The 22,731-nt window shown below is 70.6% G+C and carries 23 protein-coding genes, 1 other RNA gene and 2 pseudogenes; 15 read left to right on the top strand and 11 right to left on the bottom strand.

Translation table 11 applies throughout. The features are described from left to right. Positions 1-5: 5 nt before the first annotated feature. The 4 genes from ACFYT9_RS11985 (at position 6) to ACFYT9_RS12000 (ending at position 2,419) form a co-directional block, all read left to right on the top strand. Positions 6-359: a hypothetical protein gene (locus ACFYT9_RS11985; protein ID WP_389162599.1), complete on the top strand. Its 354-nt coding sequence runs from the start codon at positions 6-8 to the stop codon at positions 357-359. Between the two features lie 121 nt (positions 360-480). Next, on the top strand, positions 481-897 hold the full coding sequence (locus tag ACFYT9_RS11990; RefSeq protein WP_389162602.1) for a hypothetical protein: 417 nt from the start codon (positions 481-483) through the stop codon (positions 895-897). A 73-nt stretch (positions 898-970) separates the two neighbouring features. After that, positions 971-1,291: a hypothetical protein gene (locus ACFYT9_RS11995; RefSeq protein ID WP_389162605.1), complete on the top strand. Its 321-nt coding sequence runs from the start codon at positions 971-973 to the stop codon at positions 1,289-1,291. A gap of 297 nt (positions 1,292-1,588) precedes the next feature. Beyond that, on the top strand, positions 1,589-2,419 hold the full coding sequence (locus ACFYT9_RS12000) for a hypothetical protein (protein WP_389162608.1): 831 nt from the start codon (positions 1,589-1,591) through the stop codon (positions 2,417-2,419). 522 nt (positions 2,420-2,941) lie between these two features. Here ACFYT9_RS12000 and ACFYT9_RS12005 read toward each other — a convergent pair. The 6 genes from ACFYT9_RS12005 to ACFYT9_RS12030 all read right to left on the bottom strand — a co-directional run bounded on the left by ACFYT9_RS12005 (position 2,942) and on the right by ACFYT9_RS12030 (position 8,652). After that, on the bottom strand, positions 2,942-4,552 hold the full coding sequence (locus tag ACFYT9_RS12005; RefSeq protein WP_389162610.1) for a hypothetical protein: 1,611 nt from the start codon (positions 4,550-4,552) through the stop codon (positions 2,942-2,944). A 254-nt stretch (positions 4,553-4,806) separates the two neighbouring features. Beyond that, a complete protein-coding gene (locus ACFYT9_RS12010; RefSeq protein ID WP_389162612.1) occupies positions 4,807-5,760 on the bottom strand; it encodes a hypothetical protein in 954 nt (317 codons plus the stop codon). A 131-nt stretch (positions 5,761-5,891) separates the two neighbouring features. Then, positions 5,892-6,689 carry a hypothetical protein gene (locus tag ACFYT9_RS12015; protein ID WP_389162615.1) on the bottom strand — a complete coding sequence of 266 codons (798 nt, stop codon included), beginning with the start codon at positions 6,687-6,689 and terminating at the stop codon, positions 5,892-5,894. A gap of 15 nt (positions 6,690-6,704) precedes the next feature. Then, positions 6,705-7,733: a hypothetical protein gene (locus tag ACFYT9_RS12020; protein ID WP_389162618.1), complete on the bottom strand. Its 1,029-nt coding sequence runs from the start codon at positions 7,731-7,733 to the stop codon at positions 6,705-6,707. Then, positions 7,730-8,017 (bottom strand): hypothetical protein, encoded by a 288-nt coding sequence (locus ACFYT9_RS12025; RefSeq protein WP_389162619.1) that lies wholly within the window; start codon positions 8,015-8,017, stop codon positions 7,730-7,732. Before ACFYT9_RS12025 ends, ACFYT9_RS12020 begins: the two co-directional genes overlap by 4 nt. A 68-nt stretch (positions 8,018-8,085) precedes the next feature. After that, positions 8,086-8,652: a hypothetical protein gene (locus tag ACFYT9_RS12030; protein ID WP_389162622.1), complete on the bottom strand. Its 567-nt coding sequence runs from the start codon at positions 8,650-8,652 to the stop codon at positions 8,086-8,088. A 614-nt stretch (positions 8,653-9,266) separates the two neighbouring features. Here ACFYT9_RS12030 and ACFYT9_RS12035 point away from each other — a divergent pair. The 4 genes and pseudogenes from ACFYT9_RS12035 to ACFYT9_RS12050 all read left to right on the top strand — a co-directional run. After that, on the top strand, positions 9,267-9,911 hold the full coding sequence (locus ACFYT9_RS12035) for a ParB N-terminal domain-containing protein (RefSeq protein ID WP_389162625.1): 645 nt from the start codon (positions 9,267-9,269) through the stop codon (positions 9,909-9,911). Positions 9,912-9,913: 2 nt separating this feature from the next. Further along, positions 9,914-10,555, top strand: coding sequence for a hypothetical protein (locus tag ACFYT9_RS12040; RefSeq protein WP_375880954.1), 642 nt, complete (start codon positions 9,914-9,916; stop codon positions 10,553-10,555). Between the two features lie 92 nt (positions 10,556-10,647). After that, positions 10,648-11,688 carry a peptidoglycan-binding protein gene (locus tag ACFYT9_RS12045; RefSeq protein WP_389162628.1) on the top strand — a complete coding sequence of 347 codons (1,041 nt, stop codon included), beginning with the start codon at positions 10,648-10,650 and terminating at the stop codon, positions 11,686-11,688. A gap of 58 nt (positions 11,689-11,746) precedes the next feature. After that, a pseudogene (locus tag ACFYT9_RS12050) lies at positions 11,747-12,109 on the top strand (single-stranded DNA-binding protein); the annotation flags it as partial. Positions 12,110-12,234: 125 nt separating this feature from the next. Here the strand turns inward: ACFYT9_RS12050 and ACFYT9_RS12055 are convergent. From ACFYT9_RS12055 to ACFYT9_RS12065, 3 genes are read right to left on the bottom strand one after another with little or no spacing between them, the layout of a single operon-like run. Then, on the bottom strand, positions 12,235-13,914 hold the full coding sequence (locus ACFYT9_RS12055) for a hypothetical protein (protein WP_389162631.1): 1,680 nt from the start codon (positions 13,912-13,914) through the stop codon (positions 12,235-12,237). Next, a complete protein-coding gene (locus ACFYT9_RS12060; RefSeq protein ID WP_389162634.1) occupies positions 13,911-14,297 on the bottom strand; it encodes a hypothetical protein in 387 nt (128 codons plus the stop codon). The genes ACFYT9_RS12055 and ACFYT9_RS12060 overlap by 4 nt, the downstream gene beginning before the upstream one ends. After that, positions 14,281-14,943 carry an RNA polymerase sigma factor gene (locus ACFYT9_RS12065; RefSeq protein WP_389162637.1) on the bottom strand — a complete coding sequence of 221 codons (663 nt, stop codon included), beginning with the start codon at positions 14,941-14,943 and terminating at the stop codon, positions 14,281-14,283. The genes ACFYT9_RS12060 and ACFYT9_RS12065 overlap by 17 nt, the downstream gene beginning before the upstream one ends. Before the next feature lie 227 nt (positions 14,944-15,170). On the opposite strand from ACFYT9_RS12065, the gene ACFYT9_RS12070 reads away from it, so the two are divergent. The 3 genes from ACFYT9_RS12070 (at position 15,171) to ACFYT9_RS12080 (ending at position 17,122) form a co-directional block, all read left to right on the top strand. Continuing rightward, positions 15,171-15,389: a hypothetical protein gene (locus ACFYT9_RS12070; protein WP_389162639.1), complete on the top strand. Its 219-nt coding sequence runs from the start codon at positions 15,171-15,173 to the stop codon at positions 15,387-15,389. A gap of 141 nt (positions 15,390-15,530) precedes the next feature. Next, entirely contained in the window at positions 15,531-15,716 is a 186-nt protein-coding gene (locus tag ACFYT9_RS12075) for a DNA-binding protein (protein ID WP_389162642.1), read from the top strand. Between the two features lie 167 nt (positions 15,717-15,883). Continuing rightward, positions 15,884-17,122 carry a tyrosine-type recombinase/integrase gene (locus tag ACFYT9_RS12080; protein WP_389162645.1) on the top strand — a complete coding sequence of 413 codons (1,239 nt, stop codon included), beginning with the start codon at positions 15,884-15,886 and terminating at the stop codon, positions 17,120-17,122. A 296-nt stretch (positions 17,123-17,418) separates the two neighbouring features. Here the strand turns inward: ACFYT9_RS12080 and rnpB are convergent. Continuing rightward, an RNA gene (rnpB, locus tag ACFYT9_RS12085) (RNase P RNA component class A) lies at positions 17,419-17,817 on the bottom strand. Positions 17,818-17,895: 78 nt separating this feature from the next. On the opposite strand from rnpB, the pseudogene ACFYT9_RS12090 reads away from it, so the two are divergent. After that, a pseudogene (locus tag ACFYT9_RS12090) lies at positions 17,896-18,667 on the top strand (MerR family transcriptional regulator). Then, positions 18,654-19,517: a hypothetical protein gene (locus tag ACFYT9_RS12095; RefSeq protein ID WP_389162650.1), complete on the top strand. Its 864-nt coding sequence runs from the start codon at positions 18,654-18,656 to the stop codon at positions 19,515-19,517. The pseudogene ACFYT9_RS12090 and the gene ACFYT9_RS12095 overlap by 14 nt, the downstream one beginning before the upstream one ends. On the opposite strand, the gene ACFYT9_RS12100 is transcribed toward ACFYT9_RS12095, so the two are convergent. Continuing rightward, complete coding sequence (locus ACFYT9_RS12100) at positions 19,462-20,910, bottom strand: RNB domain-containing ribonuclease (protein ID WP_389162653.1); 1,449 nt, start codon at positions 20,908-20,910, stop codon at positions 19,462-19,464. The genes ACFYT9_RS12095 and ACFYT9_RS12100 overlap by 56 nt on opposite strands. Before the next feature lie 304 nt (positions 20,911-21,214). Here ACFYT9_RS12100 and yaaA point away from each other — a divergent pair, with 304 nt between their 5' ends. Further along, entirely contained in the window at positions 21,215-21,982 is a 768-nt protein-coding gene (yaaA, locus tag ACFYT9_RS12105; protein WP_389162654.1) for a peroxide stress protein YaaA, read from the top strand. Positions 21,983-22,052: 70 nt separating this feature from the next. Next, entirely contained in the window at positions 22,053-22,727 is a 675-nt protein-coding gene (gene eda / locus ACFYT9_RS12110; protein WP_389162656.1) for a bifunctional 4-hydroxy-2-oxoglutarate aldolase/2-dehydro-3-deoxy-phosphogluconate aldolase, read from the top strand. Positions 22,728-22,731: the final 4 nt, after the last annotated feature.

A 22,731-nucleotide genomic window follows, 5' to 3' on the forward strand; every position in this document is an offset into this window, starting at 1 on the left:
ACCCAATGCCCGTCTGCTCGCTCCTCGACGAGCACAACTACCTCGTCCGCAACGCCACCTTCGCCGCCCGGGTGCGCACCGCCTTCACCCGTGTCGCGCGCGAAGTCCTGGCCGAGGACCCCACCACGGCCGGGTACCCGCTGCGCGTTTCTCTCGCCCGCAGCGTCCTCAACCCCAGCGACTTCACCAGCCCGGGCCTCGCGCCCGCCATCGCCGCCGATCCGATCGTCTCCGCCACGGCAGCCGCCGGCCACGATCCCGCCGACACGGACAGCGCCCAGGCCGCCGTCAGCGACGAGCAAATCCTCACCGCCGTCCGCGATGCCTGGAACAGCACGGCCGGGATCACCCCGGCATGACGCAGCAGGACGAGACGCAAGTCCGCGCAGGGTGCACCGTACGTCCTGCGGGGAGCCGCGGGCCCGTTCCAGGCCCCGGCTCCCGCGCACCCACACTCGATCGATAGCCCAGGGAGTGCCAGTGGCAGGGCTCGTGTCGGCAGCACCCCTGCTCGCCCCCCTCTTCGGAATGATCGGCGTCCTCGGAGGCGCCTGGCTCGCCTATCGGCAGACCAAGCGGAAGAACGACACCGACGCGACCACCAGCGCGGTCAAGACCGTGACGGACGGATTCACCAGCCTGCTGGAGCAGCAGAGGGCCGTAGCCACCCAGACCCTGGACCGGATGGCCTCGCTGGAAGCGAAGTACTCCGACCTCGAACGCCGCGTCGAGGACCTACAGGAGGAGCAGCGCCAGTGGCGTCGATGGAAGGCGAGCGCGATCGAGTACATCCACGACCTGCGTGGTCTCGTACGAACTGCGCTGGGCCGCACGGCCCCGGAGCCGCCTGCCGAGATCGCGGCGGACGTCGAGCAGCGCGAGACCGCACGACCCTGAGCACAAGACGCAACCGTGTCCCGTCGTCCACGCTCGCGCCCTTCCATCTCCATCATCGGAAAGGGCACACACCATGTCGCTCGTCGACTCCCTCACCACCGGCGCCCAGGTCGGCGCCCTCCTGCCGCTGCTGACCGCGATCGTGCAGCGACCCGTCTGGTCGCCCCAGGTCAAGAAGATCGTCGCTGTCGTCCTCGCGCTCGTCGCCGGCGTCGTGACGGTCGCGGCGTCGGGTGGCTGGCAGCAGTTCCAGCACGGCTCGCTCACCTTCGCCACGATCATCGCCGTCCTCACCGTGTCGCAGAGCACCTACGACCTGCTGTGGAAGCCGACCCGGATCGCTCCGGTGATCGAACGCGCCACGACTCCCGCCAGCGCGAACGCCCCCGAGTAGGTCAGCGCGCGGGCCCGCCCAGGGCCGGCGGGTACCATTCGCTTTCAGGTGGCCGCCTCGCCGCCGATCTCACTGCGTTGAGGACTGCCTGTCGGTGCCTGGGAAGCCTTTCTTCTCCCGGGTCGGGCCGACGGGACAAACAGCCCGAGACCACGGCGCGCCGCGCAGGCGCGCAGGGCCGGGGAGCGGCTGCTCCTGCGATGAACCGGCACACGGAGTGGGGTCGGTTGCGAGGCGGCCACCGCCACTATCCCGAGCCGTATCTCGGGGCCGCCGCGACCAGGAGGAATCGTAGGGATGGCCGAGCAGCCGCCTGCCGAGCAGGTATCGGCACAGGCCGAACGCCTGACGAAGATGACCCACCAGGCGTTCTACGACGCCTGGGTGTCCTTCGTCCGAGGCGAGACGGATCGTCGGGTCTCCCGCGATGTCCAGGCCGCGGCCTTCTGCGCTGCTGCGGTGGCCAGCCGCACCTTGGCCACAGCAAATCGCGCAGCCCGCGAGTTCAAGACGCTCCTGCCCAAGAGCCCGGACGAGACGAAGCGCGAGTACCAGGCCCGCATCAACACCTTCCGCGATCAGCTCAGGGCTGCCCGCCAGCCCGTAGAAGCCGCGGTCGAGGACCTGGCGCTCGACGAGGCCGAGTTCCTGCTCCAGCTCGACGACGAGGCGTTCGTCGAGGAGTGGCGCCAGTTCGTGGCGGACAGCGCCGGTCGTGGTCCGCGCGCCGGCCGCGACCTCGTACAGGGCCTCGCCTTCCGCAACCCTGAGGTCGCCCCGCGCACCTTCGCTCTTGCCGAGCGCATGATGAGCAACCCGCTCGCCTTCCTGCCGAAGGTGGAGGGCGAGTCGCGCAAGGCCCAGGAAGCCCGGGCATCGCAACTGTGCTCCCGACTCGAAGCCGAGTTGCGCTTCCTGCGGTACTCCCTGGACTACGCGGAGGCGCGCTGGGGCCGGTTGCCCTCGGCACCGAACCATCGGCTTCAGGCGATGCGGTTGCTCGCCGAGAACCACCCGGAGGAGTTCTCGCGGTTGCTCCACGCTGTCCGCGCCGACTCGCACCAGGCGCGCAAGGAGGCGCGCGAGCAGCGCCGCTTCGAGCGCCGGCACCCGCAACCGGCTTCCTGATCACCACGCGTACACCGAAGGGGCGCGCCCGCGATGAGGCGCGCCCCTTCGGTATGTCCGCCTGGTTCGGGATGCGCAACCGACCCGGGACGCCCTCTTGCGGAATGGAGCGCAACGCGCCCGTTCTCGCAGGTCAGGTGGTTGCGCGCAACTGGTTGCTCTTGGGGTGGGCGGCTGATGGTGGCGCCGAGTTGCCGAGAGCCGGTACGGGGGCGCATCGGCGCGCCTCTGTCATCGGCCCGGTTGAGCGCGCCCGCCCGCGCCTGAACGCTCGGGATCGCTCGGGCGCGTGCCGGCCGCCGCGTCGGGATCGCCCGCCTGGCCCCGGTTGCGGTGCGAACGGGCGGAGTGCGCTCCGGTGCGCAGCGAGCAGGGAACTCGGGCGCGCCCGGTGAGCAACCGTGCCTCGGGGCGCGCGGGCGGGGACGGCTGAGGCGCGCGCCTGCACGATCCGTAGATCACGAGGCGCGCGCCTCAGGTTCGACCGGCGCTCGCGGGTGCGCCGAGGTGTTGCGTGCCGGGTCAGTCGGTGGCGGCCAGGTCGGCGTGCAGGGGCGCGAAGAGTTGCGCAATCTTCAGCTCCGGGGTGCCTGCGCGGCGGTACGCGTCGGCAATGCCCTGGTGCCCGTCCGTCTCCAGAAGGTCGGCGACTTGGTGCCGGTGCCGGGCAACGTAGTTGCGCAGCCTCGTCATCGTCACGGCGCCCTCGGACGCGAGGGAGGCAAGATGGTCGTCACGGGTGATCCCGAGGGTGCGCGCCTGGATCTCCGCCTCGGTGAGCAGGACGGTCATGACGCGGTCGACTTTGCTTGCCTGCGCGGGGCGGGGAACGCGGGTGGGCAGGTCCTGCGGTTCCTCGGCCTCGCTGATCTCTTCGAGCGGTTCGAGTCCCGGCTCCGGCTGCTGCGGGTCCGGGGGCGGCGGCACCGAGTCGTCCGGCTCGGGTTCGGGCTCGTCGGACGTGGTGCTCGACGAGCCCTGCTCGGGCCCACCCAGGGTTTGCTCGATGTCGCCGGTCTCGGAGGTGGCTCCTGTGGCCTGCTGACCCGCTTCGGCCTGAGCCTGCTCGGCCTTCGTCTTCAGGTGCTCAAGGGACCGGTCTATGAGGTCATCGGCACTCATGGTTCCCCATCCCGTCTGCGTCGTGACCGCTCCGAGGGTGAGGCGGCCGTGCTGCTCGCGGAGCACGCGCAGCTCCGCCTCCGGGTTGTTCGGGTGCATGAGCGCGCGCCGGATCATCTCGGCTGCTTGCTCGCTGGTCAGGGATGGTGCTTGCTGCGGGGCGGGCGATCCGGGCAGGGGTTCGCCCAGGGTGGCGTCGGGACGCAGTTCGGAGACGGACCGGGAGTCGGCCGCGTCCTGAAGCCCGAGGCGGCGCAGCAGGGCGTCCACCGTGAAGTCCGGGAACCGCTGGGTCTCGCCCGGTCGGATGTCCATGTGGAGGCTGCGGACTCCGGTGAGCCACGCGTCGCCGATGGCGTGCAGGTCCACGATTGCGTCGACGGCGGCGGGGAGGTTGCGCTCCGCCTTGATCTTGCGGGTGGTGTTCCGGGTGGGCTTGTCGTTTTCGAAGGCGGTGACGATCTCGGTGCGGGCGAGCAGGAGGCAAGGGCCCTGGTGGCGGCGGATCTGCCACAGCACCTCGCCCCAGCGGTCCTTGGCCCGGTTCCACAGGTCGGAGTCGACGACGACGGGGTCGTCGAGAGTGGGGATGCGAGAGCGGTTGCGTTCGGCCTTGCGGATGGCCCTGTTGCGGGCGTACCTCGCGACCTCGTCGCTGAGCATGTCCCACAGGGCGGTCATGGTGTCGATGACCAGGAGGTTGGGCTTGCCGTCGGTTCGGGGCTGGTGGTTGACCCACCGGATCGCGTCGAGGATGTCCTGGTAGGAGCCGTCGTGCTCGACGATCTCGTAGTCGGCTCCAGGGACGCGGCCGTAGTAGTCGGCCGTGCCTTCCGTGCCGCCGATCTCGATCCAGAAGGATCGGCCGACGAGGTCGGAGCCGGTGCCGCGTGCGGCCTCGAAGCTCTTCCCGGTCTTCTCCAGCCCGGTCAACAGGACGAGCGGCGGGTTGGGCATGCCGGTCGGCCGGCGGCTCCTGCGGGTGCGCTGCGGCGTGGTGATTCCAGCCATGGTGGTGCCTTTCGGGTCGGTATCCGGGCTGCTCTCCCGGATGTTGCGACGGGTACGCCCCTAAGATCGCGGCGTGACGTCTGCTGTACTAATTTTACCTGGGGTGATCGCCCTTCTTCAAGGCGGGCGGAGGGTCAGATGCAGCTCCGCGAGGCACCGTCGCCCGCCCGTCGGCCCACCGTGGCCGCTCATGACTGCGGCGGGCGCCCCGAAGAGGGTGCGCCCGCCGCGTCGTACGTCGTTCTCAGCGAAGGTCAGGAGGACGACTCCGTCGCCTTGGCCAGCTCGTCTATGTTGACGCCCCCGCCCTGCTCCTTCAACTTCTCCGCCCTGTAGCGGGCCTCGAAGCGGGGCCCGACGTTCTTCCGCCCGTTCTGCGGGGTGTGACCCAGGCGGCGTCCGAGCTGCGAGGGGTTGAGATCTCCGAACCGTCCGAAGCGGGACTCCTCGTTCTTGTCGCGGGCGTCCTTCCAGATCGCGTACAGCTGCTCCTCGGTGAGCGTGGCGTCGCTGTCGTCGTCCTGCTCGTCGTCCTCGTTAGGGCCGCTCTCGTCGTCCTCCTTGGAGGTGTCACGCTCCTCCTCGGTCTCGGGTACGACCGGCTCGGCGGTCTCGGCGGCGTCCTCGCTGACCGCGGGGGCGGGCGGGGCGGCGGTCGCCTCGTCCTGGGCGACGCAGGTGCCGTCAGGGTCCACCCAGTCCGATCCGGCTCCGTGAGCGCGGACGAACCCGGAGATGTGCAGCCCGAAGCTACCGCCGAGGGGGACCATCGCGGCCACAGCGGATCCGATGCCGTAGACCCAGGCACGGTTCTCGTTGAGCACCTGGGGTGCCTGGCCACTGCCGAACCATGTGGCGAGTGCGGCCATGGCGTGGCCGACGTTGGCCGCGATCGAGATGGTGAGCAGGAATCCGAAGATCAGCCAGAGCGACCAGTAGTAGCCGGTCTCGTTGCCATCGGCATCGCGGCGCCGGATGGTCGTGACCGCGCCCGCGTTGAAGGCGAGGAGGGTTTCGAGGGAGACGGCCATCGCGCCGGCGGCGATCGTGGGGAAGCCTACGAGCGTTCCGGCCCAGTGGAGCTGGTAGAGGCTGGCGATCATCATGCCGAATCCGGCGCCTGCGGCGCCGAAACGCAACCGCTTGTGCCAGTCGCGTAGTTCGCGTTCTCCCTGGGTGACGGCACGCGCAGCAGGCAGCTTGGACATGGGTGTTCCTTCGCTTCGGGTCGGCCCGAGATGCCTATGCTCATCGGCTCTCGGTTGCCCAAACCCTATAGCGTCACCCCCTGCTGCGCTTCAGGTATGCCTTGGGCATGTACCAGAGGCGTCGGGGTCGTTCACCAGTCGAGGGCCTGCCGGGGCTGGCGCCGGTCCTTGCCGACGACCTTCATCAGGTAGGCGCGGTCCTCGATGCGGGAGAGCAGCCGCTCGCCGAGGATGGCCTTGATCGCGTCGCGGCGGAGGTTGGTGGAGTACGCCGTGGGCTTGCCTGCGGCGATGCGGGAGCCGACCAGGTCGGTGGTCTCCCGGCGTACGAAGTCGGTCTGGACTCCGTCCATCTCGCCGCACAGCTCGTCGAGGATGAGCAGGTCGGGCTCTTCGACGAACCGCTTGCGGACGTCGTACTTGCTCATGCCGTTCGGCCCGCCGTCGGGGCGGCGCCAAGCCAGGTAGGTGGAGTGCTGCACCAGTCGGACGAACAGGCCCCGCTCACTGGCCTCGTTGCCGAGCGCGAGGATGCCGGTGGTCTTCCCCGAGCCGACGTTGCCCGCGACGACGAAGTTCATGGTGCTGGGCCGGGCATGGGTCTTCTTGGCCGCGACCAGGCTGTCGAGCCAGCCCTTCAACCGGTCCGGTCCCTGGTTCTCGTCGAGGTCTGCGAGGCGCCACTTCAGGTAGTCGTCGTGGTCGGCGGCGAGGACGCTGTTGCGCCACGCCAGGGCTCGCGCGTGTGCCTGCGGGACGGCGACGTCCTCCCACAGTCCGCCGTCGTCGTGCCCGGAGGCGTTCACTCCGAGCTGGGAGAGGTCGGCGCCGCCGCGCTTGAGGGCGGCGAGCATGCGGTCGCTGACGATGTTGCCCAGGGGCATCGGCTCCCGTCCGCCGCGGTGCCGCTCGATGGTCATGGTGCTCACTGCGGGCTCCTCTCGTTAGGCGGGGACGACGCTGAAGACGGGTTCGTCGAGAGCGGGGGCGGGCGGCGGGTCGTCGCTGCCGATGGGGCCCCAGGTGGCCGTGTCGTTGTAGGGCGCGGGTCGCCCGCCGTACCGCACCGGCATCGGGGCGTTGTTGCGTTCGTCGCTCAGCGCCCGCTGGAAGTGAGGAGCGTTCGGCCAGTGCACCCCGGTGCGCTGGAACGCCTTGGCCACCTGCTGCTTCTCGTAACCGGCTTCGAGGGCCTGCTCGCTGAGCTTGAGCAGACCGAAGTACCAGCCGGACTTCTTGGGTCCTGCGTACGGGCCGAGGTGCTTGGTGGCGTGGTCGTAGTACCAGGCGGCGACTTCCTGCGCCGGGGTCTTCCTCTTCGGCTCGGGGGACTCGCCGTTCGCAGAGCCCTCGTCCGGCTTCTTCTTCGTGGCGCGCGGCGTGGCGGGCCTGCGCTTCCTCTGCCCGGCGGCGGCGCGGGCCGCCGGGGGCAGGGGCCGCTTCGCCTCCTTGGCCGGGACCTCTTCGGTGTCGACCTCCGGCTCGGGGGCAGGCGTCTGCTCGCCGTCAGCCGGGGCGTCGTCGGCGCCCGGCACTGTGCCGGCCGTGATCCCGTCCGGCCCGTAGGTGTCGTCGGGGTAGCGGACCTGCCACGAGCCGTCCTGCTGCTCGACGACGGGGATCGTCAGGTCCTCGCCGAAGATCTCGTAGTCGCGGGCCCACTGCTCCATGGGGTACTCGCTGATCGCCGCACCCATGACGGTCTTGCCGTCGCGGAAGCGGCGCCGTTCCAGGCGGTAGTAGCCGTACTTGGCGAGCTGGTGAAGCGACTTCCGGATGGCGTCGCGGCCTTCGCGCCCTTCGCCTCGGGAAAGCTGTTCGCTGCGCACCTGCCAGCTCTCGTGCTGGTCCAGGCAGTACGTCAGGATGCCGAGGGAGCGGTAGCTGAGGTTGGTATCGCGGACGGTCTCGGACTCGACCTCGACGTGGTACTTCCGACGGGGGCTACGCCGGAGGGCGCTGCGGTCGATCACGCTGCCGCCCCGTTCGTCTGGTCCAGGGTGCGGAAGTGGGTGTGCCAGGTCTTACGGCCCTTGGAGCCCATCTCGTAGACACGGCGGGACTCGGCCATCTTGGCCTTTCGCAGGTCCGACAGTGGCTTGCGCGCCTGGTGGTTGGTCAGGGTGCAGGCGTCGGCGGCGTCCTGGACGGTGACCCACTCGCCACCGCCTTCGATCACGAGGAAGCAGTAGAGACGGAACGCGCGGTCGGATATGCCCCCGCCGAGGGCAGGGCTGATCTGGGCGTGGCTGGACAAGGAGAAGGTCCTTCGAAGCGGGGCCCGGCCACTGTGAGCGCGGCCGGGCTGCTGGGGCTGGCGGTCGGCTACTGCTGCTCGGGCGCGGGGAGCATGGGCACCCCGTTGAGCAGGCTGCGGAGCTGACCGCTGGCGTACGCCGCCTCCAGGACCTCCTGGCCGCCGTCCTTCCACTTGGTGCTGATCGACCCGGTGGCCTTCCCACCCGGGATGTACCGGAGGCCGGGGATGGGCTCTCCGGTGAGCTTGTCGACCACGATGCCGGTCGTCTTGTCGTAGACCGCACGCTTGAGCATGGCGTCGCGGAAGGCGGGCCGGACCTGGATGATCACCTCGCATTCACCGCAGTCATCGGCGAAGGCCGCGAACTTCTCCTCGTCCGCCACCTCGTACTTGCCCCTGGAGACAGAGACAGTGTGCGTGGCGATCGGAACTCCGCCGATCCTCACGTCGATGGACTTGATGCCGCTGTCAGGGTCCGCGTAAGCGGCGAGGAGCGGGGCCTTGACGGCGTCCGCCTTCTCGTCGATCAGGGGCACGACGCGGGTCCTGAAGTGCTTGGCGAAGGCCGAGAGCAGGGCAGCGTCCCCAAGGGACAGGGGGGTCTCCGTCGTCTGGCCAGCGTCGTTCGACATGGCAGTCCTTTCTCACCCCAGGTACGCCCAGGGCTTCTTCGGGTCGGTTCCCGGGCGGGGTGCTGGGGCGTCGCCCCTACGTACGTATGGGGCGGAAATCCGTTACACCTAGGCCCAGATAGCTGGGTCGCTCTCCCAGCTAGAAAAATAGTACAGCACCCGTCACCCGGTGTGTAGTGGGGACTCTTGTTTCGGAGTTCGAGCGGGGGCGCCGTCGGCGGCACAGAGGTGTCCTTCGCCTTCCGAGGCACCCCCGGCTCAGTCACCTGGGACGGCGACCTCTGGTGGCCATCAGCCGACGCGACCAGACGACCAGCGACTGAACCGCCCTCGTCGACACTCCTGGCCCGCTTCGCCGGCTGTGCCCACGCGACGACGTAACCGGCCGGCGTCTCTTACCTTCCGCCCGGCTCGCCTGCCCATGGTGACGTCGCCACAGGCAGACGAGCCCCGGCACTGCCCCATCCGGAACGAGGGCGGTGCCGGGTCGGCGGCGAGCGCGGCCCGGCCATGACGGCATGTCCTGCGTGCGAGGCAGGGCGCCGCGGTTGAAGTCCGCGGGCTCGCAGACCGCGCCCGCCGCCGGCATCACCCCCGCTGCCGGAAGGACCCCGATGGCTGTGCCCGCCCCCCGCTACACCACCTACATCCCCCTCGCCGACCTGGCCCCGAGCCCCGGCAACCCCAAGAAGCACGAGATCGAGCGAATCATCGAATCGATCCAGACCCACGGCTTCCTGGACCAGCCGATCGTCGACGAGCGCACCGGCCTGGCCATCGGCGGCCACGGCCGCCGGGAGTCCCTGCACGAGATGCAGCACCGGGGCATGCCGACACCTGACGGCATCCTCGTCGACGACGATGGCGGTTGGCTCGTGCCTGTCCAACGCGGCTGGGCCTCTCGCAACGACACCGAGGCCAAGGCCGTGATCATCAAGCTCAACCGCATCACCCAGGACGGCGGCTGGGAGCCCCGCGCGCTCGCCGCGTTCTTCGAGGACATCGTCACCGCCGAGCCCGATCTCTACGACTCCCTCGCCATCCCCGACGAGGAACTGGAGACCCTGCTGCGCCAGGTCGACCCCGAGACCCTGCCCGGCGCCATCCACGACAGCGACACCCAGCCCCCCACTCTCCACCTACCCGACGACGGCTACGGCACGGAAGCCGAACTCAGCCCTGACGACGAGGGACGACCCCAGGTGACCACCTGCCCGGCCTGCGGCCACCACTTCACGCCCGGTCGCAAGGACGCCTGAGCATGTCGAACCGCCGCAAGCCACGTCGTCCCGGGGCCGGCAGGCCCACCCTCCTGTCCCCCGAAGTCGAAAGCCGAATCCTGGCCGCTTCCCGGTCCGGCATCGCGGTCGAGCTCGCCGCCGAGGCCGCTGGCATCAGCGCCGCCACGTACTGGAGGTGGATGGCCCGAGGCCGCGCCGAAGCCGCCGCCCGCGACGAAGGGCAGAAGCCCAACCGCGATGAAGACCCCTACGTCGAGCTGTTCGAGCGGGTACGCACGGCCCGCGCGATGGCCGCCGCTCGCGCCATGGCCAATATCAGAAGGGTCGCCGACGGCGGGATCGTCACCAAGACCACCACCCGCAAGTACCGCGACCCCGAGACCGGACAGATCGTCGAGGAGGTCACCGAAGACCGGACCGCCCCGGACTGGCGCGCGGACGCGTGGTACCTGGAGCGCCAGCACCGTCACCATTACGGCAAGGACGCAGCCCTAGCCGTCGAGATCACCGGCCTCGCCGACTCCGAGCCTTCGCCGGAGGAACACGTGGACCTCGGCGCCCTCGCCGAACGGCTGAACAAGACGCTCTTCGCCGTCGAGTACCCCGACCGGCCCGCGTTGGAGGACGGCACCGTCGTCGACGCCGAGGTGATCGACGGATGATCCGCTGCTCCTCAAGCGGCAGGACGCGACACTAGGCCCGCTCTGCCCTCACGGTGCTCCCTCCCTGACCCCAGCCTCTGGAGGGCACCACCATGAAGATCGTCACCCGCGCCGAGTGGGGCGCCAAGCCCTGGGCCGGGACGCCCAACAGCGTCCCGCTCAGCGCCCGCACCGAGTTCTTCATCCACTACGACGGCGGCACCCCGGTCTCCCGTACCGGCTTCGCGATCATGCGCGCCATCGAGGCCGAGCACCGCGCTAACGGCTGGTCCGGCGTGGGCTATCACTTCGTCGTCGACCAGGCGGGCACGATCTACGAGGGCCGCGGATGGGGCCTTCAGGGCGCTCACTGCCCCGACCACAACGTGAGCGGGATCGGCGTCCAGATCGCGATCGGCGGCAGCCAGGAGCCCAGCGCGAAGGCCCTGGCTGCCGCCCGCGCCCTGTACGAGGAGGCGTGTCGGAAGACGGGCCGGACCCTGGCGAAGAAGGGCCATAAGGACGGCTTCGCCACGGCGTGCCCCGGACCGGCGCTGTACTCCTGGGTCCGCGCTGGGATGCCGGCCGGGGACTACAAGCCCGCCCCGTCGCCCGGTGGGGACACCGGCACGAGCACTGGCTCGATCGCCCGCTACCAGACCACCATCAACGGACTCGTCTACGGCTACGGTGCCCGTGGAGCCCACATCACCCGGACCGGCGAAGCTCTCGTCAAGCGCGGTTTCGGCAAGCGGTACACGTCCGGCCCCGGCCCGACCTGGACCGACGTCGACACCCTCAACTACCGCGACTACCAGCTGTCCATCGGCCTCAAGGGCAAGGCGGCAGACGGCATTCCGGGTCCGGATTCCCTCAGGAAGCTCCTCGGCTCCCTCCCGTCCGCTGCCAAGCCCATGCCGCCCTTCCCCGGCACCTCCTACTTCGGGCCCGGAAAGAACAACGCGCATATCACCATGCTCGGCAAGCAGCTCGTCGCCCGCGGCTTCGGCAAGCACTACGCCTCCGGGCCCGGCTCGAAGTGGTCAGAGGCCGACCGCAAGAACCTTCGCGACTTCCAGCTCTCGCGCCCGGACCTGCGCGGCGACGCCGACGGCCTCCCTGGCCCGAAGACCTGGCGCGCGCTCTTCTCCTGACCCCACATCTCTCGCGGCCCGCCTAGCGGGCCATCCCCTTCCATCCGAAAGGCTTTCCGTGGCAGGCGAGACCGTCATCACCGTCCTCGGCAATCTCGTCGACGACCCCGAGCTGCGCTTCACTCCCTCGGGCGCAGCCGTCGCCAAGTTCCGAGTCGCGTCCACCCCACGCACCTTCGACCGCCAGAGCAACGAGTGGAAGGACGGCGAGCCCCTGTTCCTGACCTGCTCGGTCTGGAGGCAGGCCGCCGAGAACGTCGCCGAATCACTGAGCAAGGGCACGCGCGTCATCGTCCAGGGCCGCCTCCGCCAGCGGTCCTACGAAGACCGGGAGGGCACCAGGCGCACGGTCTTCGAGCTCGACGTCGAGGATGTCGGCCCCAGCCTGCGCAACGCCACCGCGGCCGTCGCGAGGACGACCGCCACTCGCACGATGGCTCCAACGGCCAGCCGCGCGGTGGCGGACGACCAGTGGGCTGGCGCGCCTCCGTTCTGACCCAGCGCGATCGGGCCCCGCAGGACGTCGTCTGCGGGGCCCGCCCGTTCCTATGCGGCTTGCGCGACCCAGGCACGAGGGAGCCCGAGTAGCCCTTCGTCCTCGTCGTGGTCGAACAACTCGGCCTCAGCGCGCCCCGACTGCTCGTCTCCGCTGCCGTCGTTCGACTTCAGGTCCAACGTGGGGTGCACTTCCGGGACCGAGACTGGCGTCAAGTCCAGCTCTGAGGTCGGATCCGGAGTCGGGGTCGGGTCCGGAGTCGGATCCGGCACCGGGTCCGGAGTCGGGTCCGGGGTCGGAGTCGGGTCCGGAGTCGGGTCCGGGGTCGGAGTCGGGTCCGGAGTCGGAGTCGGGTCCGGAGTCGGGTCCGGGGTCGGGTCCGGAGTCGGAGTCGGGTCCGGAGTCGGGTCCGGGGTCGGAGTCGGGTCCGGAGTCGGAGTCGGGTCCGGCGTCGGGGTCGGGTCCGGGACCGGGGTCGGGTCCGGGACCGGGGTCGGGTCCGGGACCGGGGTCGGGTCCGGGACCGGGGTCGGAGTCGGATCCGGGACCGGGTCCGGGTCCGGCGTAGGAGCCACAGTCGGCTCCGGCTCGACGACAGGCACCCTAGCCCCGTTGGTCTCGGTCTCGTCGATAGGCGACGGCTCCAGCCCTGCGGCGAGGGCCACAATGTCGTCGATCCCTGACGGTTCAGGAGAGTGCACACGGTCGTCGTCCAAACCGAGCACCGCACGTGCAGCAAGCAGCGTCGGCATCGTCACCCCGGACTGCTCGGGCCTGAACACGATCTCGTCCAGGTCTTCCGAGGTGATCCCCAAGGTGCCGAGAGTGAGCGCGGCGAGACGCGGTGGCAGCGGTCGCCCATGCACACCCATCGCGCTGAACGCGGCAGGACGTTGCTGCGGCGCCGAACGCAGTTCACTCATGTACTCGGTGAGACGTTCTTCGTCCGTCCCCCACAGGACGTAGCGGCCCCAGCGCTCCATGTTCGGGTACATCGCCTGGGAGCCGTCCTGCTGAACCCACGTCGCGGCGTAGTCGATGTCCTCGAAGATCCTCAACCCAAGGCGCTCAGACCCGTAGCTGAAGGTGAAGATGACGGAATCGGGGCCGGTAGCGGCAGTGGTGGCCATGACCATGCCGTCAGAGTCAGTGCACTCCGCTTCGAGGCTGTCGATCGTGTGGCATGCGATCTTGCCCGCCTTCGAGAAGTCCAGGAAGTCCCCGGCTTCGAAGGGCTCCGGCGCCTTGTACTGCGGGTCGTCCGCCGTCGTTGCCGGCGTCTTGTCCTCGGCGCTGGCAGCGCTCTGCGACCCGTTCGGCGCGGTCGCGTGCCCGAGAGCCCATGTCCCGGCGAAGGCCGGAACCAGGGCAGCCGCTATCACCCAGCTCCGAGCCCGCCTACGTGGGGCAGGCACAACCGGGGCCGGGGGCTCAGGCGGCAGCGGGGGCAGGTCGACCGGCGGCACGGCAGGTTCGACCGCCGGGGTCAACAGCTCGTCGAAGTCCCTGAAGCTCACGTGCTCACGTACCAGGCGCTCGACCTGTTCAACGGGCAGGTCTGGCATGGCGCTGCGAATCTGACGGACGGCCGAGGTGAAGCTCTGGGGCTTCAGGAAGAGGTGGCGCTCCCCGTCCACGGTGACCACGCCCACATCGGTGAGGGCCACCGCGTCAGGGTCGGGGTCGTCCGGGTCGACGATGTGGATCTTGATCGGGTAGTCCGAAGTCACCGCTGCTGCCGGTCTCGCTCGCTGTTGAGTATCCGCTCGATCACGGCCTTGCTCTTCTCGGCGCGCTCGGGCGTGATCGGCTCGATATCGCTGAGGAGGAGCCGCCCACCATCGGACAGCTCGACCTCCTGCTGGTGAATCTCCGGCTCGTCGAGGCCGTCGCTTGTGCCGGCGTCCTCTCGCGTCGCCTGGGGATTCAGCGCCCGCTGGAACTCGCGCAGCGCCGCTTCCCTCGTGGCCCGCCCGCGAGCGGGGTCCCGACGGTAGCCGGGTCGCAGCGCACCTGCGGTGGCGAGCAGACGGCGGGTCTCCTCGTCGTGAGGAACGGGACCGCCTTCCAGGGCCCGCTCCAGGCGCTCGCTCTGGTCACCGCGTCGCAACATGCGACCTCGCCTCTCGTTCCACGCGGGTCTCGATGACCCTGTCCTTGCCCACGGCCGCCGTCAGCAGCTCTTCAATCAACTCCGCCGAGGACTCGCTCGGCGGCATCACCTCGGCGAGTTTGCGTAGCGCCCTCAGAGTCAGGGTACGGACTGCACCATCCGTCTTCCCCATGATCTCTGCGGTGCGCCCCGGGCTCTCGCCGTCGAAGAACCGCAGGATGAGCACCTGCCGCTGGTCGGGCCGCAGCTTGTGCAGCTGTGCCTCAACCGCGCGGGCCAGTTCTCGATTCTCCGCCAGTTCCTCGGTGGTCTGCCCGGCTCGCGGCCGGTCCAGCTCCAGGTGATTGGCGCACAGGGACTCGGGAGGGCGCCGCTGGATGGCCCGGAGGTGGTCGAGGGCCGTGTTCCTCGTGATCGTCTTCAGCCAGCCCATGAAGTTCGAGCCAGCCCGGTACTTGCGAATGTTCTGGGCGACCTTCAGCCAGACTTCCTGGCTCAGGTCTTCTGCAACATGCCCGTCCCAGACGAGGCGCAGCACCCAGCGATACACGGTCTCCTGGAGTTCGTCGTGCAGCGCAGCGAACGCGTCAACGGCGTCTTCGCCGCCTTCTGCGGCACGCGTGACCAGGTCTTCCAAGGTCTCCACGGCGTGGCATTCCCCCCATGAGCAACAGCAGCACAGCCGCCGTCCGGCCTCCACTTACATCTGGAGGCGGTCATTCCGGTACGGCGCCGGGGAAGCATAACCGGACGCATACGACCCGCTTCGTACGAGATGCCTGCACCAGCCACGGACCCGACGTGATATACGGTCCTACCGACGCCAGGAGAGCAACCCGGCGGCACCGACCCGAAGCGAAAGGCCGATCCGGCATGCCCGCGACCACCACCGACCGCACCCTGATGCTGCTCCCCTTCGAGGAGTGGATCTCGGTCCACGCAGCGGCCGAGGCCGCCGGGCTCGACCAGAGTGCCGTCACTCGCATCGTGCGAGCCGGCCGCCGACGCGGCATCCTCCGCACCCGCGGGAAGGGCGCCACCCAGCAGGTCAGGCGAATCCACACCGGGCCCCGCCGCCGAGCCGTCAGGTAGCAGGTCCGACTCCGCGCGCTTCCCTCACGCCAGGTGTAACGGATTTCGCCCATCCACGTACGTGTCTGTGCCGGGCCGAAACAGGCCCCACCCGGCCGGACCAGTCCACCGGGGGAATCGCACGGAAGAAGAGGGACACACATGGCTCGCGGCGGCTCCAACGCGTTGCTGAGTTTCGACACGATCGCCGACCGAATGGAAGTTCCAAAGCGGACGGTGCTCGACAACTACAAGAGCTGGAATATCCCCGTCGTTCGCGTCAGCGGCCGAATCCTCCGAGTCCGAGAGCGCGACTTCGAAGCATGGATCGACGCCCGCACGGAATAGCCTCGCATTCCCCCCGGAATTTACCGCCCCTGGTAAACGGGGCGGCTCGCCCATGACTTGCCCCCCTCCCATCGACGACTTGACCTGCTGCGCCCACGCCTACGTACAGTCCAAGTCCCCTGGCCAGGGCAGCACATGCAGACCAACGCGATAACGAGAGGCGCCCCGTGGCAAAGCAGACCACTGTCTACAAGCGGTGCGAATGCCCTGACCAGAAGAGGCCAAAAAAGGGCGGCTGCAAGCACTCCTGGAGCTACAACTACACGAACAGCAAGGGCAACCGCACCCGGGGCTCCGTCCCTAATTCCGTCGGCCTTAGCGAAGCCCAGGCGCAGTCGATCCTGGAGGACATAGACGCCGGCGTAGCGCCACGGGTCACAGAGGCGAGGGTCACCTTCGAGACGTGGGCAGCCGACTGGTTCAGCAGGCGGCGCGCGAAGGAGACCAGCGTCGAGAAGTACGAGATCGCCATCCGCGTGCACCTGAACCCCAGGTGGGGCAGGGAGCGGTTGAACGCCATCGAGAAGCGCCACGTCGAAGCCTGGGTGAAGGAGATCGAGGCGAACGACGAGATCGCGGGGTCCACGGGGGACGGTCACTGGAAGGTCTTCCAGATGATCATGAAGGACGCTCTCCAGAACGGGAAGATCACCACGAACCCGACGTACGGAGTCGATGGGCCCTACGTGGGGCAGTCGACCTCGTACGTCTTCACCCCGGAGGAGTGCTGGGCGATCTACGACGAGTTCCCCGAGCGGTACCGCGTCATCCCCATGATCGGTTTCGCCTGCGGCACCCGTCAGGCGGAGGCGTTCGCTGTCTGCGAGGACGTCGTCGACTGGGACCGGCAGCTGTTGACCGTGCGTCGCCAGGTGCTGACGACGAAGGAGACGCGGTACAAGCGCCTCCTCGTCGAACGGCTGAAGACGAGCCCTCGCCTCAACTCGAAGGTCGTACCGGCGCCGTCGTACCTCCTGGAGGCCCTGGCGGAGCACTCGACGCGCCACCCGCCGCGCACTGCGGAGACCGTTCTCTGGGAGCACAGGAAGCAGATCGCCGACTGCGAGCGCGGCTCGGCCCGCGCCTACTTCTGGACGCCGCGCAACAACCTGATGTCCCGCAACTACTTCAACGACGACCTGTGGAAGCCGACGTTGCTCAAGCTGGGGATCAAGGACAAGGACGGGAACCTTCCCACCTTCCACGACCTCCGGCACACCTTCATCTCCACGTGCCTCCAGAACGGAATTCCCGAGCACACCGTCGCCGCGTGGGTGGGCGACACCGTCGAGGAGATCCGGCGCACGTACAGCCATCTCCTGAAGGACCACGGCGAGACCCACGGGGCACTGGCCGCCGGCCTGACGGCCCGGCCCAAGACACCCAGCGTCCTCGCAGTCGCGTGAGGCCACGACCGCCGCTATCTCCTCAAGCAGGCACCCCCGATCCGACCGTCGTCGATCGGGGGTGTGTTGCGTTCGGGCGAGTCGACCTGTATTGGACGGTCAAGCACCGCACCGCGCTGATCAGGGCAGGCGCCGCAGTCGGCCTCGCGATGGCTACGTTCATGGCTACTTTCATGGCTACTTTCGTAGCGGCGAGGTCCAGTTTGAACCGGTACGGACCGGGGTGTGGCCAGAGCCAACCTTCCACGAAAAAGAGCCCCTGACCTGCGGTTTCGCTGGTCAGAGGCCCTGAGGGGCAGACGAGTCGGGCTGTACGCCGGGTTCTGTACCCCGGGACCTCGCGGTCGTCGGGGTGACGGCCATCCATCTAGGGCCGGCGTCGCCGCCGGCCTCGTGCGGTCTACCCGCGAACTCGGGCGAGCAGCCCTCGATCATTCGCGCAGGGACACCGGGGTGTCCCCTCTTGACCTTGCTCCGGGTGGGGTTTACCTAGCCGCCTGAGTCACCTCAGGCGCTGGTGGTCTCTTACACCACCGTTTCACCCTTACCGTGGGCCGAGGCCCCCGGCGGTCTGTTCTCTGTGGCACTGTCCCGCGGGTCACCCCGGGTGGCCGTTAGCCACCACCCTGCTCTGTGGAGCCCGGACGTTCCTCGGGGAGATCCGGGGATCTCCACGCGGCCGCCCGCCCGGCTCGTCTGCCGTGCCGACCATGCTACCTGCCGGGAGCGACGGGCCTTGACCTTGTCGCGGCGTCAGGGTTTCTACTGAGGGCATGCGTATCGGCGAGATCGCCGCGCTCGTCGGGGTCACCCCCCCGCGCGGTGCGGCACTACCACCACCTGGGGCTGCTGCCCGAGCCCGAGCGGCTGCCCAACGGCTACCGCGCGTACGGCATCCGGGACGCGGTGCTGCTCGCGCGGGTACGGCGGCTGACCGAGCTGGGGCTCGGGCTCGACGAGGTGCGCGACGTGCTCGCGGACGACGAGGGGCGGGAGCTGGTGGACGTGCTGGAGGAGCTGGACGCGGACCTCGCGCGCCAGGAGGCGGTGATCCACGAGCGGCGGGCGCGGCTCGCCGGGCTGCTCGACGCGGCCAGGGCCGGGCGGCTCACCGCCGAGGGCCCGGTCTCGCCGGAGCTGGCCGCGCTGCTCGCCGGGGTCGGCGAACTGCCGGACTCGCCGATGGCGGTGAAGGACCGGGAGATCCTCGCCCTGCTGGACACGGTCGTTCCCCAGGCGGAGCGGGCCCGGTTGATGGAGCTGATGCACGAGGTCTCCGGGAGCGCCGGGCACGTGTACGGGCTCCTCGACGCGCTCGTCGACGCCCCGGCGGACGACCCCCGGGTCGAGGAGGCCGCGCGGGCGCTCGCCGCGGCGCTGCCGGACGGGATCGGCGGCTTCGAACTGCCCCCGGAGGGGGCCGGCGGGCTCGCCGACGTGTTCTTCGCCGATCTGGCGCCGGCCCAGGCGGCCGTCGTCCGCCGGGCGCTCGGACTCGTCCGGGAGCGACAGGAACAGGGAGGGGAGACGGATGGCGGGGCGTGAGCGGGGGCCCGTGCCGCGGGCGCTGCGCGGGGTGGCGTACGTGGCGCTCCCGGCGGAGCTGGTGGTGCTGGTGCTGCTCCTCGGCGGGGTGCGGATGCCCGAGGCGGTGCTGCTCGGCACGGAGCTGCTGATGGCCGTGCTGCTCACCGCGGAGGCGGTGGTGTGGACGCGGCTGCGGCGGCGGGGGCTCTCGCGGCGGGAGGCGCTGGCGGAGCTCGTACCGGAGCGGGTGCTGCGGCTGATCACCCACGAGCTGACGCTGCTGGCGAGCCTGTGGCGGTGGGCCGCGCGCCGGCCGCACGGGACGGCAGGGGCCGAGGGCGTCTTCCCGCACGCGCGGGACCAGGCCACCCTCATGTACGGCTTCGCCTTCGTCTGCCTGGTCGAGACGGCCGGCATGTCGTGGCTCCTGGCCGACATGCCCGTCGCGCACGCGATCGTCCTCGTCCTGGACGTCTACACGGTCCTCTTCGTCCTCGGGCTGCACGCGGCCTCGGTCACCCGGCCGCACGTGCTCGGCGACGGGCTGCTCCGGGCCCGGCAGGGCGCCCACGTGGACGTGTCCGTCCCGCTGGAGCGGATCGCGGCCGTCCGCAGGGAGAACCGTTTCACCCATGAGAAGCGGGACGGCGAGCTGAACCTCGCCGTCGGCTCGCAGACCTCCGTCACCCTGGAGCTGGACGAGCCGGTCGACGTCGTCGGACTGCTCGGCGGGGTCCGGCCGGTCACGACCGTCCGCCTGCACGCCGACGACCCCAAGGCGCTGTACGAGGCGGTCCGTGACGCGGTCGCCGTCACGCGGGCGCGAACAGCACCTTCGCCCGGCCAGGATCCGCTTCCGACAGCCTGACCCGCAGCCACTCCCCCAGCGGCAGCGGGGCGGTGCCGCCCTCGACCCGGGCGACGACCGCCGGGTCGTCGAGGTGGACGGTGCCGACGGACGGCTCCTTCTCCTTCACGTCGATCACGTACGCGTCGAAGAGCTCCCCGACCCGGCCGCTGAGCAGCGCCGCCTCGACGACGTCGACGCTCTCCCGCTCCACCGTGTTGGCCCGCCGCGACCCGGCCGCCATGGTGTCGGGCAGGCCGGGCAGCGCGGCCCGCACCCACTCGGGCGGCTCGTTCCCGTCGACCGCCGCCACACACAGCTCGGAGGCGTACCGGTCGACGAGCCGGCGCAGCGGGGCGGTGCAGTGGGTGTACTCGTCGGCGACGGCCGCGTGCACGGCCGGGTCGGGGAGCTTCCCGTCGGTGAAGACGGTGTAGCCGGCGCCGCGCAGCAGGGTGGTGCACTCCTGGAGGAAGGCGGCCTGGCGCGGGTCGGTGGGGTCGGCGTCGCGGACGACCTCCGCGTACGGCACGTGGTGCGGCCAGGCGACGCCGAGCGCCTGCGCGGAGCGGCGCAGCCGGGCGACGGCTCCGTCGGGGGCGACCGGCAGGGTGCGCAGGATGCCGGTGCCGGCGGCGGTCATCAGGTCGGCGGCGGCCATGCCGGTGAGGAGGGAGATCTGCGCGTTCCAGCTCTCGGCGGGGACCGGAGCCCGGTAGGCGAGCGTGTAGGTGTGGTCGCCGGGGACCTCGACGATCTCCTGCTCGGGCACGTCGAGGGAGATGCCGCCGCGTTCGATCTCGCGCTCCTCGCGGAGCCGGCCGATGTCGCGGAGGAGGGCGAGGGGTTCCTCGGCGGTCCCGGAGTCGATGAGCCGCTGGACGCCCTCGTAGTCGAGCTTGGCGCGGCTGCGGACGAGGGCGCGGCGCACGTCGGTGGCGACGCGGCGGCCCTCGGCGTCGAGGTCGATCCGCCAGAGGAGGGCGGGCCTGGTCTCGCCGGGAAGCAGGCTGGCGGCGCCCTCCGAGAGCACCGGCGGGTGGAGGGGGGCCTTGCCGTCGGGGAAGTACAGGGTGAGGACCCGCCGGTGGGCCTCTGCGTCGATCGCCCCTCCCGGCGTGACGAAGGCGGCGACGTCGGCGATGGCGTAGTGGACGCGGTAGCCGCCGTCCGCCCGCCGGGCCAGGTGCATGGCCTGGTCGAGGTCGGTCGAGGTGGGCGGGTCGATGGTGAGGAAGGGCAGGTCGGTGGCGTCGTACGCGGGAAGGCGCGGGTTCCGCGCGGCGGCCTCGGCCTCCGCGAGGACCACGGGCGGGAAACCCTCGGGGACCGCGAGCTCGGTACGGAGTGCGCGCAGGGCGGCCCGCAGCGGAGCCTCGGCTGCGCCGGTCACGTGGATGTGGCGGCGGGGCATGGAACCGAGCGTAGGGCGGGAGGCGGGGGGCGGCATGTCGTGGGTGGGGCGGGCGGCGGGGGCGGCGTGTCGTGGGTGGGGCGGGAGGGAGTGGCCGCGTGAGGGGTGGTGGGGGTGATGGCGGGAGCCTGGGCGCCGGGAGCCGGGGGGGGGCCGCTTGGCGTGGAGTGGGCGTGGGGCAGGTGCGGAGGCGGCGCGGAGGGCCGGGGGCGGGTGCGGGGTGGCGAGGGCGGTGCTCGGCACCTCGTACGCTGGCATTCGGGGCCGCACCCCTCTTCCCCGTCCGTACTGAAGGAGAACCACCGTGCTCGTGCTGTTGCCGCCCTCCGAAGGCAAGGCGCCCTCCGGGCGCGGGGCGCCGCTCAAGCCGGAGTCGCTGTCGCTGCCGGGGCTCGCGGAGGCGCGGGCCGCGGTCCTGGACGAGCTGGTCGAGCTGTGCGCCGCCGACGAGGAGAAGGCGCGCGAGGTGCTGGGCCTGAGCGAGGGACTGCGCGGCGAGGTCGCGAAGAACGTCGGGCTGCGCACGGCGGGTGCCCGGCCGGCCGGGGAGGTCTACACCGGCGTCCTGTACGACGCGCTGGGCCTTTCCACGCTGGACGCGGCCGCCCGGAAGCGGGCCGGGGCCTCGCTGCTCGTCTTCTCCGGGCTGTGGGGCGCGGTGCGGGTGACCGACCGGATCCCGTCGTACCGCTGCTCGATGGGCGTGAAGCTGCCGGGGCTCGGCGCGCTGGGCGCGCACTGGCGCGGGGCGATGGCCTCGGTGCTGCCGGAGGCGGCCGGGGACGGGCTCGTGCTCGACCTGCGCTCGTCGGCGTACGCGTCGGCGTGGAAGCCGAAGGGCGAGGTGGCGGCGCGGACCGCGACGGTCCGGGTGCTGCACGCGCCGACCCGGAAGGTGGTCAGCCACTTCAACAAGGCCACGAAGGGCCGGATCGTGCGGAGCCTGCTGGAGGCGGGCGCGGTTCCGGGGACTCCGGCGGAGCTGGTGGAGGCGCTGGGGGACCTCGGGTACGTGGTGGAGACGGGTGCGAAGGCGGGGGCGCTCGACGTACTGGTGGACGAGATCCACTGACGCGATCCAGCCCGTTGCACAGCTTGCAACGGGCGTTGCGTGGAATGGTGGCGCCGGTCAGGATGAGGACATGCTCAGCACCCCGGGTCTCTTCGCGCTCGCCCCGCACGCCCCCGTCGTCCCCGTCGTGGTGGTCGAGGACGCCGCCGACGCCGTGCCGCTGGCCCGCGCCCTGGTGGCCGGCGGGCTGCCGCTGATCGAGATCACGCTGCGTACCCCGGCCGCGCTCGACGCGGTGCGGGCGGTCGCGGCGGAGGTGCCGGAGGCGGTGGTCGGCGCGGGGACGGTGGTCTCGGCGGCGGGCGCTGCCGACGCGGTACGGGCCGGGGCGCGGTTCCTGGTGAGCCCGGGGTGCTCGGGGCGGCTGCTCGGGGCGCTGCGGGAGTCGGGCGTGCCGTTCCTGCCGGGCGTGTCGACCGCGTCCGAGGTGCTGGCGCTGGTGGAGGAGGGCGTCACGGAGCTGAAGTTCTTCCCGGCGGAGGCGGCGGGCGGGGTCCCGTATCTGAAGTCCCTGGCGGGTCCCCTGCCGCAGGCCCGCTTCTGCCCTACCGGCGGCGTCTCGGCCGCCTCGGCCCCCGGATACCTGGCCCTGCCGAACGTCGCCTGCGTCGGCGGCACCTGGATGCTGCCGCCGGACGCGCTCGCGGCCCGCGACTGGGGCCGGGTGGAGGCGCTGGCGCGGGAGGCGGCGGGGCTGCGGACGACTGGGGGCCGCCCGGCGGATCCGGGGCGGAAGCTGCCGTGATCCG

It is taken from the genome of Streptomyces sp. NPDC004435 (assembly GCF_042873895.1).
GTDB lineage: Bacteria > Actinomycetota > Actinomycetes > Streptomycetales > Streptomycetaceae > Streptomyces.